The organism is Planctomycetota bacterium, assembly GCA_039182125.1.
In the GTDB taxonomy this organism is placed as follows: domain Bacteria; phylum Planctomycetota; class Phycisphaerae; order Tepidisphaerales; family Tepidisphaeraceae; genus JBCDCH01.
In genome coordinates, this window is record JBCDCH010000090.1 from 1 (window position 1) to 16,240 (window position 16,240).

Consider the following 16,240-nt stretch of genomic DNA (forward strand, 5'->3'; position numbering starts at 1 on the left):
CCGCGACGGCATCGAACGCCTCCTTCCCTTCGAAAACCACTCGCTGCCCCGTCCGCCCCGCGATCATGGCTCCGTGCAACCAGGCTTCTCCGTTATTGACCGCCTCCGAATCGGCTCGCACCGCGAACGCGTAGTCCGGGCTCGTGCCGTCCGCGTCGATCACCACGACCGCCTGACCGCTCTCCAACCGCTGTCCCGCTTCGTCAAATATCCGCACATCACAGAGCCTCAACTCCCGGCGCCAACGCACCGATCGTCCGGCGCTCGCGGAAACTGATTTTGAAAGCGAATCACCCGTTTCTTTTTTAATCCGCTCCAGCCACGCCCGCCGCGCAGCGAAATCCAACACCAGCCGCCGCGGCGTTCGGTCGCGGCGACAACGCTCCCGCGCCGTGGCGTCCAGCTGCCCCAACGCGCCCACCAACGCTAATGCGTCTGTATTGGTCTGCATCCCCCGCAACGACACCGCCGCCACACCGGTCAGCAACGCCATCAAGGCCAACACCGCCACCATCTCCAACAAGCCCCAACCACCCCGCCCCGAGGCGGAGGCACAGCGTTTTGCAAGCATTGCGTGAAAGCGTAACGACGCCGCCCTGGATCTCGAACACGGGTTTGATCTCGTCGCGGCAAAGATCACTCGGCCGCCCCCTCATTAACGGATTGATAACTACCAAGGTCTTCGTCCGCGGTGCCCGGCTCCCCGCCCTCGCGTCCGTCCGCCCCGAGGCTGAACACCTCGTAAGGGCCATTCCTGCCCGGCCGGTTGTACACGTATGGGCGTCGCCAAGGGTCCAGGGGTGCGTCGTCCAACAGCGGCTCGACCAGCCGTTCACTGGCGGTCCATAACACCTCGAGCCCCTCGTCGCTTGTGGGGTATCGGTCGTACACCGTGTAATACGCCTCCAACGCTTCTTGGATGGTCGCGATTTCCGCCAACGCCGCCTGCCGCTTCGCCCGGACGATCTGCCCCCGGACATTGATGCCCACCAACCCCGCCAGCAGCCCGATGATGACTACTACCACCATCACTTCCACTAACGAGAAGCCTCGCGCCGAGGAGTGGAGACGTTGAAACCTCTGCTCAAGCGGTGACCCCGCTTTGTAGCCGCAACGCGGCCTGAAGTCCGTACGAAACACCATGTCGAATCTTTCGAAGGGGGGTTAAAAGCTGTTGCTGATCTCAAGGATGGGCAGCACCGTTGCGAAGGCGATGGCACCGACCGCGACGGCGAGCAACACGATCAGTACGGGTTCAATCAGCGCGGTCAGTCGATCGGTGAGCGTGGCGACTTGACGGTCATAGGACCGCGCAAGCCGGTCCAGGAGGTTTTCGAGGGTGCCGCTAGCCTGGCCGAGGGCGAAGACTTGGACCACCGTGGGCGGAAAAGCTTTGGTCGCTTCGAGCGCAGGCCCCAGGTCTCGGCCGGCGTGCACGTCCCGCTCGCACTGGGTCAGCGCGTTTTGGAGCACGGCGTTATTCGTCACTCCTTTGGCGATGCCGACGGCCCGCTCGAATGGCACGCCACTGCGTAGCAGCGTCGACAAGACGAAAGACAGCCGCACAACCGCTTGCTTCTTCAGCACCCCGCCGACGCCCGGCAAGTTGAGAAGCAGCGTGTGCCACACGTAACGCCCACGGGGCGTGCGGACGATCAATGCGAACACGACAAAGAAGACCAAGGCGGCGACGCTCAAGAAAGGCCCCCAGGCGATCAGCCCTTGGCTCATCGCCCGCACGGCGCGGGTGATCCAAGGCAGCGGCCGGCCTGAATCTACAAGCGACTCGAGCAGGCCGGGCACGACGTAGGTCATCAAAAACAAGCAAACCGCGATCCCGACGAAGCTCACCACCGCGGGATAGATCAAGGCCGAAGCCAAGCGGTTTTTCAGTTCGCCCGCGCGCTCGCGGAAAGCGGCGGTTTCCTCGAGGACTTCGGCCAACCGACCCGCGTCTTCGCCGACTTCAATCATCGCCGTGCTGATCGGATCGAACGCGGGCTGATTGTAGCGCTTAGCCTCTCGGGCCGCCTCCGCCAACGACCCGCCTGCGGCGACGCGGTCCCGTAGCAGCAGCCACGTCGCCCGCTGGCGCTTGGGGGTCTGGCGGATCACCGTGTCCAGCGCCTCGAGCATCGGCACGCCAACCTGCAGCAGCGTCGCCAACTCCCGCAGGAATAGCGCCGCCGCTCCGTGCCGCCGGGCGGACAAGCCGCCGGCGCGACTACGACACACCCGCCCCAACCACGGAATGAAACCGGTACTCACTTGCCCCCGTCCGGGCATGGATCGGTCGGACAAGGCGTGGACGCTGAGACCCCACTCGCGGAGGCGGTCGCGGGCGTCGCGGGGAGTATCCGCGATAAGGGTGCCGGTCACGCGGGCCGATTCGGTGTCGGTGGCCTCGTAGGCAAAGACGGCCATCGCTTCAGTTGCTCCCTTCCGCCTCCGAAAGCGAAGACGCCCCCGGAAGATCGATCGGTGCCAAGTGGGCGTCGCCTTCATTGGCATGGAATTCGTGGCCAACGCCAGGCCCATCACCGAGATCTAAGACCGTATCGAGCCCCAGATCGGGCCCCTCGCTTCCGAGCGTGGCTTCGCTTCCCGGAGCGGAGGGAGACGTGGACGTAGGGGCGACGCGGAGGACTTCGTCGGGGGTGGTGTAACCGTCGAGGATTTTTTGTAGCCCGTCGTCTTGGAGCGTCTGCATGCCCGCGACGACCGCTGCGGCTTTGAGTTCGGCCGCAGGGCGTCGGCGCACGATCAGGCTTTGGAGTTCCTCGCCGACCGGAAGGAATTCGAAGACACCCAGCCGGCCGCGATAGCCGGTATCTCGGCAGGCCGGGCAACCCGCTCCAACACGCATCCGTGCCACGTCGTGCGCGTCCGCCGTGAGCCCCAACCGAAGCAGTTGCCCGGGGACTTCCGCTTCGAACAGCGGCTTGGCACACTCGCGGCAGACCCGCCGAACCAGGCGTTGGGCCATCACCGCCCGCAGCGAACTGGCAACCAGATATGGCTCGATCCCTAGGTCCAGCAGGCGCGTCACGGAACTCGCGGCGTCGTTGGTGTGTAGCGTTGAGAACACAAGGTGCCCGGTCAGTGCCGCCTGGATCGCAAGCTCCGCGGTTTCGCGATCGCGGATCTCGCCGACCATCACGATGTCGGGGTCCTGCCGTAACACGGACCTCAGCCCCTTCGCGAATGTCATCCCCTTACGCTCGGCCACCTGCATCTGGCTGACCCCCGGAAGCTGATACTCGATCGGGTCTTCAAGGGTCAGCGCGTTGAGTTGGGTGGTGTCGATCTCCTGGAGCACGCCGTAGAGCGTGGTGGACTTGCCGCTGCCCGTCGGACCGGTGACCAGGACCAGCCCGTGCTCCATCCGCGCCACCCGCCCGAAACGCTTCCGGACTTCCGGAAGCATCCCCAACTCGTCGAGCGTGTAGCGCCGGGCGCTTTTGTCCAGCAGCCGGAACACGACGCGCTCGCCAAAACTTGTCGGTACGGTCGAGACGCGTAGATCGATCTTCCGGGAGCCGACCTGTACGGTCGCTCGGCCGTCTTGGGGAAGCCGTTTCTCGGCGATATTCATCTTCGCCATGACTTTGACGCGGCTGACCACCTCTTCGTGCACGCTCCGCGGCAGCCGATGCGCCGGGAACAGCACACCGTCGATCCGCATCCGCACCGAGGTCTCGACCTCGGTGGGCTGAAGGTGGATGTCCGACGCCTCGAGTTGGCAGGCCTCGAACAGCAGGGCGTTGACGAGCTTGACCACCGGTGCCCGCCCCTCGCCGTCGAGCAAATCCTCGCCTCCACCGTCTGAAACCGCGCCCCGCGTATCGAGGTTTCGGAGTAGTTCCAGCGAGTCGCCTTCGTACTTGACTCGCTCGATCGCTTCGTTGGCCTGCCCCGTGCGTTGTTCGAATGCCCGGTCCAGCGCGCCCCCAATCGTCTCGGCCGAGGCGACACACTGACCGACTACCCGAGGTAGACGACGGCGTAACGTGTCGAGCACGAGCGGGTGAGTGGCGTCGGCGTGCACAAGCACGACGCCGCCAAACGCCGGCCTCCCACTCGCCGAGGAGGCGCTTTCGCTCGCCTTAAGTCTCGCTGACTCGATGCCGGACGCAGCCGGCTTCGCTTCCAGGCCGATGACCCGATGCCGACGCGCATAGGAGATTGGAACCGTGCGCACGAACACTTCTGCGGCGGGCAGCTCGGCAAGCAGCCGCTCGATGTCGTTCGGTTGCGTTGCGTGCGGCATGCTCATCTGAAAACTTTGAAAACACCGCCGGCGCGAGCTCGACGGATCTCAGCGGATGGTCATCGTCGCACTGGTCGGGAACCCGTCGGGGTCAACGGGAAGTCCGGCCGCACCAAGTTCGCCGGCTGCGCGGAGGTCTTGCCCGGACCAGTACCTCAGGTCTTCGAAACGGTCGTCGCGAAGGATCACCGGGCGTAAGAACACAAAAAGCGTTGCGTTGCTACGGGTCTCTGAACGGCTGCTAAAGACGTATTCAAGCAATGGCAGCTCGCCGAGGATCGGGATGCGACTCACCGATTCAGACACGTTCTGCTGGTTGATTCCTCCAACGACCACGGTCGCGCCATCGGGGATCGTCACTTCGCTGGTTATCTGGTTGCTCTGCCGCGGCGGCGGGACCCCCGCGCTCCCTTCGCCCGCGAAGCTCTCCAACGATACGTCGAACGCTAACCGCAGATAGTCGCCCTCCGCGATCCGCGGCGTCACCGTAATCGTCGTGCCGGCGCTCACAAACTGTGAAAAAGTCACGGTATCGGAGTTCTGTCCTTGATTAATACTGGTCACCGGCGCCTCCGCCACGCTAGCGATCACGCCGCTGGCGTTGTCGTTGACCAGAATCTTCGGAGCCGCCACGACCGTCGCTCGGGTATCGGTCTTGAGCGCCCGGATCACCACGTCTGCGACGTCCGCGTCGAGCACCGCTCCGTTAAAACCCACGCCCGGAATCAGGTCCAGCCCCCCCTCATCACCAACCGAGCTGAGACCGAACTGGCTGAAAGCGAAAGTCTGGTTGTCGCCTACGAAGTCGCCCACGCTCACCTCCACCCCCAACGACGCGTCGTCCGCCGTGTCCACCGTTACGATCGTTGCTTCGATCAGGACTTGAGGACGACGCTTGTCCAAGCGCTCGATCAAACTTGCGTAGATGCGCTGGGCCGCCGGATCGCCGATCACAATCAAGGTGTTGGTGTTCTCGTCCGCAGCAATCGTCACCTCTTGGCCCTGTACGGCAACCGGTGAACCACCGCCCCACAAGCCAATCGGCCCGCGGTCAGGCTCACTCGGTTCCAGCGAGGCATCGGATGCCACAGGCGACGCGGGCAGCGTCGAGCCCTCTTCCATCGCAAACCCGGCCAACGCCGATGCCCCAGCCGTACTCTCGATCGAGCGGATCGTCGCCAGCACTTCCCCCGCGTTGGCATTTTGCAGCTTGTAAAAGCGGATGGGACTTGAAGCCTCAATGATCGGCTGATCCAACTCATTCGCGAGATCGGCCACCTGCGCAAGAATCGCATCGGTCGCCGTGACAACCAGCAGCGATGCCTCCTCGTCAATGGTCGCCCGGTAGAGCCGGTCCACAGCCAACGGATCGATTAGGCGTTTGGCCAACGTATCCAGTCTCTGGGGGTCGGCAAAACGCATCGCAAAGACTCGGGTGCGTAGGTCCAGATCGACGTCGATCTGCGCCGCCAACGACGCCGCCTCATTGACGGCTGCTTCGGAGCCGATAAGCAGCACCCGGTTGGTTCGTTCCTGAGGAATGACCCGAACGGCTTCCGCCTCGCCGCGACCGACCGGACTCCGTTCAGCCGCGAGCAACCGCAACAACTCTTGAGCCAGCACCGACGCACTAACATGCCGTGCATTCAGAAACCGGCGTGTAACGGCCACGCCCGGAACGTCCATCGCGTCGATCATGGCCGCTGCGCGTTCCACCACCTCCACGAAATCGGTCACAACCAAACCGCGACGCTGTGTATCGACCAATAGCTGCGCCCCCGGAGTCGTGAGCAAGGGACGAATCAATGGCTCGAGTTCCGTGGGCGTCATGTGCTCTAGTTCGAATATCCGCGTCACGACGTTAGCGTCGGTCTCGTCGCCCATCCGCTGTAACTCTGCCACTTGCGCCAGCGACTGGAGCGTCACCACGCGTTTCCAGCCCGGTTGGGCTAAATCCACCAACGCGAAGCCTCGCGTACGGAGAATGGTTTCCAATAAAGGCAACAGCGCGTCGGCCTCGACCGGTGCGGGCGATTGCAGCGTCACCGTCGCCCGCGCGACCTGGTCGTCATAAATGATGTTCAATGTCAGCCGCTGCGCAACGTAGTCGATCAGCACCGACATCGGCACGTTCGGCGGAAACGATAGCCGGATCGCCGGCTCCGGTGCTGCCGCTCCGACCGCACGGCCTGGCTCCGGATCGGCGGCCGCCGGTGCGGCAAGCAAGCAGATCGCCATCAGCCACACCAGCCTCCATCTCCGAGCGTGGCAGACAGACTCCATCCGCGTTGACTCCCAACGCAAAGCCCTGAATCGTCGTCGCACGAAACATATGAATCCCGGCATCCCTGAACTGTACCGACCGGCTCGCGACACGCCAACGGTTAGGCTTCCTCCGTCCGTCAACGTGTGCCCACGCCGAACCGTTGACCGTTTTGCTACTCGGCAACTGTTTTGATCGTTTTGACCGGTTGTCTCCTCAAAGGAAGCTGTGAACAGGCCTGATTGGCCAATCAGCAACGGTCTTCATGGATCTGCCTTCCACTTATCCTGGGTTGCGAGTCGTTGATTTCGTTTCAGCGGCTTGAAGGCGACAGTACTCCCGGCCTTCCTTCATGGCTCGGCTCAGCCTGAAGGCATAGGCCCCCTGGGCGCTCACCAACACGAAAAAGCCCCGATGGACTTCGTGCCGTCTCCCGTTTTCATTTGATCGCTTATGAGCCATATGACCACTTTTACCGGGAGGGCTAAGCGGGGCAGCGATACCTGATGCGGAAGACTTTTTTTACGCTAGAGCAGCCCAGAAGCGGAGCGTGCGGAAGATGAGGCCTCTGCGACAACGTTGATTCGATCTGAATAAAAACTTGACGGTCTGAGCGTCGGTGGCTTGAGCCGGCCCATGCAGATGACGGTGGGGCTATCGCCAGACAAGTCGATGTTGCAGCAGGCCTTGAAGTTGGAGCCGCAACCCCTCAAGCATGCGCTCGGCGTGACCCAGTGCCGGCCACACAAGCAACTTGCCAGATCTGCGAGAGACGGAGCGCGATCCGTTAGCCGCATGGGGAGCGACGGATTGTTGTGAATCGGCCAAAACCGAGGACGCGGTGAGCACTAAACACGGTGAGATACGAGCTCAATGCAAAGATGGGTTCAAACCGGGGTTGACAGATCGATCAATGTCGGGCAAGCTCCCCTAAGTTTTCGGGACGATTGAAACGCGCTTCCATTGAGGGGGTTTCCGTGATTACTTGCCATTGGCCTGATCACTCGATCCGTTTTACCTGCGCCGGAGCATTGAACCGCAGCCTTCGTTACTTAAGAGCGGTCACTTCAGCGAACCAGCTTGGTACGAATGCGGCCAACGGCTCATTCAAATCGCGGTTTCCAAGGCTCACCGTTCTCTTTACGTTCATACTTGCTCTCCTGTCGACGCCGCACGAATTCTTCGGGCAAGAAGCATCTACGCCTGAAGCGACACTGCAGTCGCTCGTCGCCACCCGTCAGAGTTCGTCCTGGCCCACGCTTTCGGATGACCTTCGTACGAACGCCATCAATAATGCCTGGACATTTCTTAGCTCCGAACCAGATGCCTCCACCGTTAAGTTGTGGCTGAAAGTTGCGGACGCGTACAGATCGGACGGCACTAAAGAGCAGTTGGATGCCTTGGACGGTCGGCTTGTTGCCACGGTAACTTCGTCGCCGGAGCGGGCCGCCACGCTATCGGTTTGGGACCTGTGGCGACTATTGCGGGTTTCTCAGTCCTCTGACGGCTCATTTCTGACGCAATCACTTTGGGTCCAAGCGTGGTTTGAGAACGCGGACGCAACCTGGGTCCAGAGCGCCCGGCCCGCCGATCTGAAGCTGGCACTCAAATGGGCGATCGACTACTTAGAAGCACCCACTCGACTCGAAGTGTTCCGTGGGTATCACAAAGCACTGGCAGAACGGGCGGCTCGAGACCGCGCCTGGGCGGTGGATTCCAAACTCGGCCCGACGATCGCGTTACTAAGGATGGCCGCTTCGACCGGGGCTTCTGTCGATAGCGAGCCGGCAGAGCGATCCACATCGGAAACGTCCAAAGTCGATCCGGCGCTGTGGTCGCGTCTAGGCGTGTGGGATTTTTATCAGGTCCGTGAGTCTGCCCGTTTATTATCGCTTTTCCCGGCGGTGGGAAGGGCGTGGACCACGGATTGGTTTTTGAGCACCGATGCTTGGCGAGACCGCGCGGGCTACAGAGAAATCAACGCGTTGTATGACTGGCTTTCCGAAGCGCGCGACGAACCCACCGGGGAACGCGCGATGCAACGGCTGCTGGATGAGGTCAAGAACCGAGTGCTCTTGGAGCCGTCTTGGTTGCTCGCTGACGATCCGGAAAGTTTGGGTTTAACTCGAGTTCTAGTCGAGTTAAACCCGACGCTGAGTCACGAAGAATTAGAGGAACTGGCGAATCATGTGATCAACCGCTTTATCGAGCGTCCAGACTTAGACGCCGATCACTGGGACTACGAAAGCGTGGCGTCATTGTTCGCGTCGGAAGCGCTCCAGGCCCAGCTTAAAACCGCCATCATCGACGAGCGCGGTAATCCACGCGTTCGCCTAGGAAAGCTTGTGACCTGGTTGAAAACAGGCACAGACGGATTGGACCTTTGGCGAGTTGAGTTAGAAGAGCGAGCCGAAGCCGCCACCGGCGACCAGCGTGCCCTATGGCTGTTGATCCGTGCGGAAGCCGCTTCACCGTGGGCGCTCCCGCTGAGTGGCCAACGCGATCGGTCGGCCGGCGCCTGGGCGCAAGACGCGTTAGCTTCGACCGTATCGGAACCGGTTCGGGCGGAGGCGGTGGAGTGGGTCGCGCGGGACCACCTTTTGTTTGGCCGTTCCAACGCAGCCGCGGAACTACTGGCGGCAGAGTCTCAGCATGCACGAGACCCCGGTCTTCGCGAACGATTGGAATCTTTGCGGCTCCAAGCTCAGTCAAACATTAGAGACTGACATCGGGCAGCAACGCTGGCCCGAAGTTAGGGGGCGACCAAAATTCACGATATCCTTGCCGGAGAGTTCCATGCTTCCCACTTTGCTGAATCGGGCCTCGCCAGGCGTATTCGCTATTGCCTGCTTAGCTCACCTGATCGTTCACCCCGGCGGCGCCGCCGCGGAACCCTCGATAACGAATCGTTCCTCTACGTGGTTTGCAGACACGTTGAGTGAGATGGGTTTGATCGAGGTGCGTGATCAACTGATCAACGGATCGGCGGAGAGCCGAGCCACGGCACGGAAGGAATTGCGTGCACGCTTTCTTACCCGTCCGGACGACGTAAGCAAGCTCTCGCGGGACCAGATCACCGCAGCGCAACGCCTATGGGTGATCGCGGCGGCTGACCAGAACGACCGCGACGAACTGGTCCGCGCCTGGATGCGCGAGCGCGCCGGATCACTTGCCACCCTGTCGGACGCGAGCAAGATTTGGTTGGTGGGGGAACTGCGGCCTTCGATCCAGCCTGACACGAACGTCTCGGCGTTGATTGACAACGTCGTCGAAGGCTTTTCGATTCATCAAGACGAAAGTGATTCAAGGGATGCGCGTACTTGGTCGATCGCTGCCCGTGCTTTAGCGCCCCACCTGGACGCGGGGCAGCGCGAAAGCCTACTTAAAGAAGCGCGGTCTGCATTCCGCCGAGCGACGGTTACGAAAACGGCATTCGGGCTGCGCGACACACGAGAGTACCTCGATGTGGTGCTATGGCAGCAGACGTTTATGGCGTTGTCCGATGGGGAAGCGGCGGGCTCTCTGGCCTATGCCGAAGAGCTCCCGGCCTTGCTGAGCCGAATAACGAAAACTGAAATGTACTGGCGATTCAACTACGCCTACATGGAGTTGCTCGCCAAGCCGCTCGCCAGACCGGACGCCCGCGCCGCGTTGGCCGCTCACCTCGTCGGCGAAGACGGGCGGGTCCGCCAAGACGTCGCCCGCGTACTAGGCTTCGCCCACCTCGCCGCGGGAGACATCAAAGACTGGCAATCCGAGTGCCTGCGCCGATCCCGCAAATCCGAAGAGAAAGATCAAACGGCGCAATGGCTGATGGCCCTGGGGTATGCCGAGGCGATCGCGGTGGAAGGCGTCCAGCCAGAGCTCGAGTTCCAGCGTGCCCACAACGCGTTGACGCTGTCCGACGACGCGACAACTTGGACGGAAGCCCTCGACCGAGTGATTTTTATCCATTGCGCCTTCCACCGACACGGCCAAGCCCAGAGGGAGTTAGATCGGTTTTCAGGCTACATCGACAACCCCCAGCAAGTCCAGCGCTGGCAGCGATTCATTGAGGACAGTCGCTTCGTGGTCGCTCAAGAAAATCAAGCAGAATTTTAAATCTAACATTTCACCAAATCTCACCCGCCCAAAACCATAGGACGCAATATGACCGGGTTTAAATCTCTTTGCGCTCACCGCTTTCGATCCGCAAAAACGCTCATTGCTGTATCCGTGCTTACCACTTGGCCAGCGCTGATTTCTGCCCACCAACAACCCGACGATCCCTGTAAAAACATTACGCCTTCTGTCGAACAGGCCATCGGGTGCTATCTCGGCGGTGGGAGCGCAGGAGGCGCGGGCGGAGGCAGTGGCTTGGAAGGAGGTGAGTTCGGTGGGGGAGACACGGCCCCGGAAGGCACGGACCCTAACGGCGGTTCGAAACTAGACCCCAATAGCAATATACGCTCACTGGGCGGCCAGGGAAATGAACAGGCAGGCTGCGTGAGTACCGCGACCGGCGGCTGTCGTCATCAGATACAAGTCGACCGCGGCGAAGAGGTCTATACCGTGACCGATCTTCATCACCAGGGGGTGGGCTTCGACTGGTCACACACCCGGACTTACCGGAGCCAGGAAACCAACAACACGCCGCAAGGCCGCCAGTGGACTCATCTGTACGACGATTACATCATCGCCTACCGCATCGGCACGTTCTTGGGCGACCATCAGGATATCAGTAAGCCCCTGTCGCTCGTGTATTGCCGAGGCGGCGAGGAGCCCGGCGACAACGATAAGTGGGACCACTATAAGCCCCTTGTGCCCAGCGGCATCAACGCGCAACCAAGCCTTGGTGACGATCCGCCCGCGGGCCTGACGATGAAGTTTGATAGTCACCTCGACACATTCGCGGAACTCAAGCTTTGGGATCAGGCCGGCATGAGCGGTTTGGACGGAGACGGAACGCAAACCGATTGGCGAGACGACCACTTTATCCTGATTTCACGCGGCGGGTGGGTTCGCCGCTACGAATGGGAAGCAAACCTGCCGGGCGTGACTGGCCTTGCTTCGGCCGAGATGGGCAACTCTTGGAAATTCGCCGTCGCCCGTCTGGTGTCGATCAAAGATGTGGCCGGCAACGAAATGACGTTTTCGTACACCGTGATTGGAGGGCGGGTGCGGCTATCTTCGATCACGGACACGCGTGGAGCCCTGATCACCTACAGCTATTACCCGGCTAGCGACAACATTATTGATCGCCGGTATCGACTCAAGACGGTGAGATTGACGCCCAATCAGAACACCCCCACGGAATCCAGGTCCGTTACGTTTGATTACGACGAACACGGCGACTTGGTCAAGGCGACCGGCGCGGATGTCGGGGGGCACGGCGTCAGCGGTTCGTTCTCCGGGCGGCCGGTCGAAATCTACAAATACTCTTCGACGCTTCCGGCTTACGACACAGTAAATGATGTGAACGGAGTCACCGCTCCTGGCCCGGTCAATAGCCGCCTGAGGCATAATCTCATGGAGGTGGTACGCCCGAACGAGTGGGCGTCGGGCGACTGGGGGCAGCCCGAAGCGCAAGGCAAGCCGGCCCTGCAATGGACCTATTACGACAACGACCGTGTGAAAAGCCACAGCATCGGTTTCCGAAACGCGCAGGGCGATTTCGTGGTCGGAGAGGAGCTCACGTACACCTACCAAGAAAACCCGGGGCTGCCGGGGGCGGAGATCCTTACCACCGAAACGGACCGGAACGGCAACGTGCGGCGTTATTACTACGACGCGAATAGCCGCGGCAGTTTGCTCCGTTTCGAGCACGAAACGCGTGGGGTGCGCGACGCGTCCGAAGAGCCAAGCGGCGGCTTGTATGTGACGACACACACTTACAACGCCAATAAACTACGGCATATCACGCGGCACCCTTCGGGGAGGATTGTCGAAAACATCTACGACACGGATGCTCCCGAACGGAGGATGCAATCCAACCGGATCACCCAGATCCAACGCTGGGACAGCGCGACCGTTCCGGCGTTAGAAGCAGACCAGGAAGAGATCGTCACCGAATTCGTTTACGACCCGTTTTTTAATCAACCTTGCCTTCAAATCGATCCGCGAAGAACGCACAACGCTCGGCCTGCGCATCAAACCTCCAACCCGCCCAATGAATTCACGCCTCCCAACGGCCCAGCGGATGCTGGCCTTCCCGGCCGGTACGTCCAGATGTTTATTTTCGACTACCAAGAAGGGCGGTCTGACGACCCCGATTACCGGCAGAGCCTGGCGGATAAATTCGGCCTGAACGTCGCGCAGGTGGATGCGATGATCACTCACACGACCGACCGTGCCCACGATGTACTTGGCCTAGGCCCTAACGAAACGGTTGATCATCTATTCGGGGAAGACCTGAACAACGACGGCAAGCCGCACTTTCTGCAGGGCATTCCCCCTCAGATACAAGGCAAACACATCAAAACCATCAGCTCGGTGGTCTATCTGCCGGACGGTTCGGAGCAAGCCGCCGAATCTATTTCGAGGTACGACGGACGGGGGCGGCTCACCTATACCAAAGACGCGCGTGACCACGTCACCACGTATGAGTACAGCCCGACGAACGATCTTCTCTTGCGGCAAACCGCGGCGGCGGGTGAGTTGGACCTCGAAACGGAGTACGCGCGGGACGCGTACGGCAACCCCGAAACGATTACCGATCCACGGGGCAACCAGACGAGGCAAACCTTTGACGGCGTCGATCGGTTGTCCAAGACTCAAAGCTACGTCGGGCATTATTTTGCGGGCCAGAAACGGGCCGAATCGGAGATCGGTCGCGACCCCAACGGCAACGTCGTGTTCCGTCGCACGTCGATCTATGAGCCTCAGCTGGACGCGGACAAGCTGTCGGTCGAGCCCGACGGGGAATACACGTCGGTCACGCTAACCGGCACGACCGAGCAACGATTCGAGTACGACATCCTCAACAACGTGATTAAAGAGCGAACCGAGGCGACGGCGCCCGCCGACGCACAGACGGTCTGGCTGGAGACCGAATACGAGTACGACGCCAACGAGAATGTCACCCGGGTGACGAAGCCCGAGGGGAATATCACCGAGACGCTCTACGACGAGCGCGACCTGCCGTTCCGTGTCGTTTCGGGGGTCGGCACGCCAGACGAACGACTGACATTCAGCTATTACGACCTCAACGGCAACCTCATCGAGACCGTCGACGGGGTCGACAACGGCGGAGAAACCAAATCCGTCACGGCCGTCCCCGGTCTGGGAATCACTGCGCACACCGGCGACGTCACCCGTTACGAGTACGACGCGTTCGATCGGCTCGTCCGGACGATCGACCCGATCGGGAACGTCGTCGAGAACACCTACGACCCCGCGGGGCAGATCGTCAGCACGGCGATGTACGGGCCTATCGGCGGCCTATCGCCTACCGACAGCGCTGGGGCGCAGAACGTGCTCTTGGGCCTCACGAACTTCCGGTACGACGAACGCGGCCGGATGTACCGCAAGGACCGCCTGCTCGGCGTGTCGGACGGGGTCGTGCTTAACCGATCACAGCATCAAAACCTGAACGACAGCGATGCGCGCTACATGGACGACCCCGCCTCCGTCTCGGGCATCCAACGCTACGGCGGGTTTGTCAGCACCGAGACGGTGTTCGATCCCAACGGCAACCCGGTCGAGGTCTACGACGACAAGGGCAACCGGGTCCGCACGCAGTACGACGAGATCGATCGCCCATTTTGGGTCAAAGACGCCGAGGACAACGTCACCGAAACGAGCTACGACGAAAACTCGAACCCGATCTACGTCAAGCACACCTACGTATCGCAAGACGATCGCCCCGACCAAGTGATCGAAGCGTTCTTTGCGTACGACGCCTTGAATCGAAAAACCCGGGCCAAGGCCAACCCCAACCCCAACCCCACCCTCAACCCGGGCGACGAAATCGAAGACCTGTACGGCTACGACTCGCGCGGCAATCTGGTTATGCACCAGGACGGCCGCGGCAACTCGACCCGCAGCTTCTACGACGACGCGAACCGCCTGGTCGCCTCCGTCGCGGAGATGACCGCCGACGGCACCGGGGCCACGTCGATCGACTTCGCGCAGGGCGGCGGCGACGGCAAGATCGTGACCCGGTATCTCTACGACGGCAACTCCAACCTCGTCGGTCAGGTCGACGACAACAACAACCGCACCACCTACGCCTACGACGCCCTGGACCGCAGGGTCCAGGCCAGCTACGGCGTGTCCTGGCCCCTGTCGGCCGAAGAGGCGACCGCGTACGTCGTCCTCGGCGCGTCGCCCGGGAACCTCGCCGAGCAAGACGACCCCGTCACCTCCGAGTCCTGGGCGTACGACCGGGATTCCAACGTCACCCGCCACACGGACCAGAACGGCTGGAAGCACGAGTTCGAGTACGACGGCGCGAACCGTCGGACCCAGGTCGACATCTCCGTCGGCACCAGCCCGCGGCCGCTTTTCGGCACCACCCAGCAGCGGTTCGAGTACGACGGCCTGGGCCGGACGACCAAGACGGTGGACAACATGGGCCCCGAGCCCGGCGTGGAGTGCACGCACGCCTACGACACGATCAGCCGGACGCTCCAAGAAACCCAGGAAATCCAGGCCGCCGCGTACGCCAAGCACATCCAGCACTTCGAGTACGACGGCGACCTCGGCACCACCGGCGCCCTCCAGGCCAGCCGCCACGGCTTCGGCCCGGTCGGCCAGACGCCCCGCGAGTTCGCCTACACCCACGACGCCAACAACCGGCTCCGGGTGATCCAGGAAATCCCGGCCGCGGCGGGCACGCTGGTCACCTACGACTACGTCGGCCCGGGCGCCAGCCTCGCGAGACGCGCCTTCGGCAACGGCCAGGTCGAGACGCGGACCTACGACGGCATCCACCGCCTGACCGGGCTGGCCACCGCGGTCCCCAACGGCGGCGTCGCGGTCGACCACTTCGCGTACGCGTACGACGGCGAGCACCTGCCGAAGTACGAGGACAACCTGCTGCGGCCTGGCCAGTCCGCGTTCTACGGCGGCTTCGACTCGGCGAAGCGGGTCGTCCTGTTCGCACGCGGCACGCTCAACGCCAACAAGGACGGCCTCGCCGCCCCCTCCACGCTGCCCGACGACGTCCGGCTCCAGTCGCTGGAGTACGACGGCCTGGGCAACTGGACCCGCAACGTCCTCGCCGACGGCGGCTTCCACGTCGAGGACCGCACCCACACCAACTTCAACGAAGTCCACGCCGTCAACGCCGCCCCCGCCAAGGCCTACGACGACAACGGCAACCTCCTCGACGACGGCACCCGAACCTACCGCTGGGACGCGCTCAACCGACTCATCCAGGTGTCCCGCAAGGAACCCGGCGGCGCCGCCACGACGATCGCGTCGTACCTGTACGACACCCAGAACCGACGCGTCCGACAGACCCTCAGCGGCGGCGGGCTCGCCAACGACCCCGCCACCGACGGGCAGACGACCTTCTACTCCTCGGGCTGGCGGCTGTGCGCCGAGTACGACGTGGCCGGCGGCACCGAAGCCGCCCAGCCGCGTTACCGCTACGTGTGGGGCGGCGTCTTCGCCGACGAGCTGGTCTGCCGGGACGACGGCGCGGCGACGGTCGAAACGCTCAACGCCAGCACCGGCACCCAACGCCAGTACCAGCACGTCGATAACGGCTGGAACATCCGCGC

The 16,240-nt window shown here is 62.2% G+C and carries 8 protein-coding genes; 3 read left to right on the plus strand and 5 right to left on the minus strand.

Annotation, left to right across the window (positions count from 1 at the left end):
- The 5 genes from AAGD32_16675 to AAGD32_16695 all read right to left on the minus strand — a co-directional run.
- Positions 1-571: hypothetical protein (locus tag AAGD32_16675; protein ID MEM8875884.1), on the minus strand; the 571-nt coding region annotated here is incomplete at its 3' end.
- 65 nt (positions 572-636) lie between these two features.
- Complete coding sequence (gene gspG, locus AAGD32_16680; GenBank protein MEM8875885.1) at positions 637-1,143, minus strand: type II secretion system major pseudopilin GspG; 507 nt, start codon at positions 1,141-1,143, stop codon at positions 637-639.
- A gap of 21 nt (positions 1,144-1,164) precedes the next feature.
- A complete protein-coding gene (locus AAGD32_16685; protein ID MEM8875886.1) occupies positions 1,165-2,424 on the minus strand; it encodes a type II secretion system F family protein in 1,260 nt (419 codons plus the stop codon).
- Between the two features lie 4 nt (positions 2,425-2,428).
- Complete coding sequence (locus AAGD32_16690; GenBank protein ID MEM8875887.1) at positions 2,429-4,276, minus strand: ATPase, T2SS/T4P/T4SS family; 1,848 nt, start codon at positions 4,274-4,276, stop codon at positions 2,429-2,431.
- A gap of 42 nt (positions 4,277-4,318) precedes the next feature.
- Positions 4,319-6,508 carry a secretin N-terminal domain-containing protein gene (locus tag AAGD32_16695; protein MEM8875888.1) on the minus strand — a complete coding sequence of 730 codons (2,190 nt, stop codon included), beginning with the start codon at positions 6,506-6,508 and terminating at the stop codon, positions 4,319-4,321.
- 972 nt (positions 6,509-7,480) lie between these two features.
- On the opposite strand from AAGD32_16695, the gene AAGD32_16700 reads away from it, so the two are divergent.
- The 3 genes from AAGD32_16700 to AAGD32_16710 all read left to right on the plus strand — a co-directional run.
- Positions 7,481-9,259 (plus strand): hypothetical protein, encoded by a 1,779-nt coding sequence (locus AAGD32_16700; protein MEM8875889.1) that lies wholly within the window; start codon positions 7,481-7,483, stop codon positions 9,257-9,259.
- Positions 9,260-9,476: 217 nt separating this feature from the next.
- Positions 9,477-10,634: a hypothetical protein gene (locus tag AAGD32_16705; protein ID MEM8875890.1), complete on the plus strand. Its 1,158-nt coding sequence runs from the start codon at positions 9,477-9,479 to the stop codon at positions 10,632-10,634.
- A 384-nt stretch (positions 10,635-11,018) separates the two neighbouring features.
- Positions 11,019-16,240, plus strand: a 5,222-nt coding sequence (locus AAGD32_16710) for a DUF6531 domain-containing protein (GenBank protein MEM8875891.1), incomplete at its 3' end; no start/stop codon positions are given.

Excerpts from the sequence above, each read along its gene's own strand:
- gspG (MEM8875885.1), bottom strand. The coding sequence starts at position 1,143 with ATGGTGTTTCGTACGGACTTCAGGCCGCGTTGCGGCTACAAAGCGGGG.
- AAGD32_16685 (MEM8875886.1), bottom strand. The coding sequence starts at position 2,424 with ATGGCCGTCTTTGCCTACGAGGCCACCGACACCGAATCGGCCCGCGTG.
- AAGD32_16690 (MEM8875887.1), bottom strand. The coding sequence starts at position 4,276 with ATGAGCATGCCGCACGCAACGCAACCGAACGACATCGAGCGGCTGCTT.
- AAGD32_16695 (MEM8875888.1), bottom strand. The coding sequence starts at position 6,508 with ATGGCGATCTGCTTGCTTGCCGCACCGGCGGCCGCCGATCCGGAGCCA.
- AAGD32_16705 (MEM8875890.1), top strand. The coding sequence starts at position 9,477 with ATGGGTTTGATCGAGGTGCGTGATCAACTGATCAACGGATCGGCGGAG.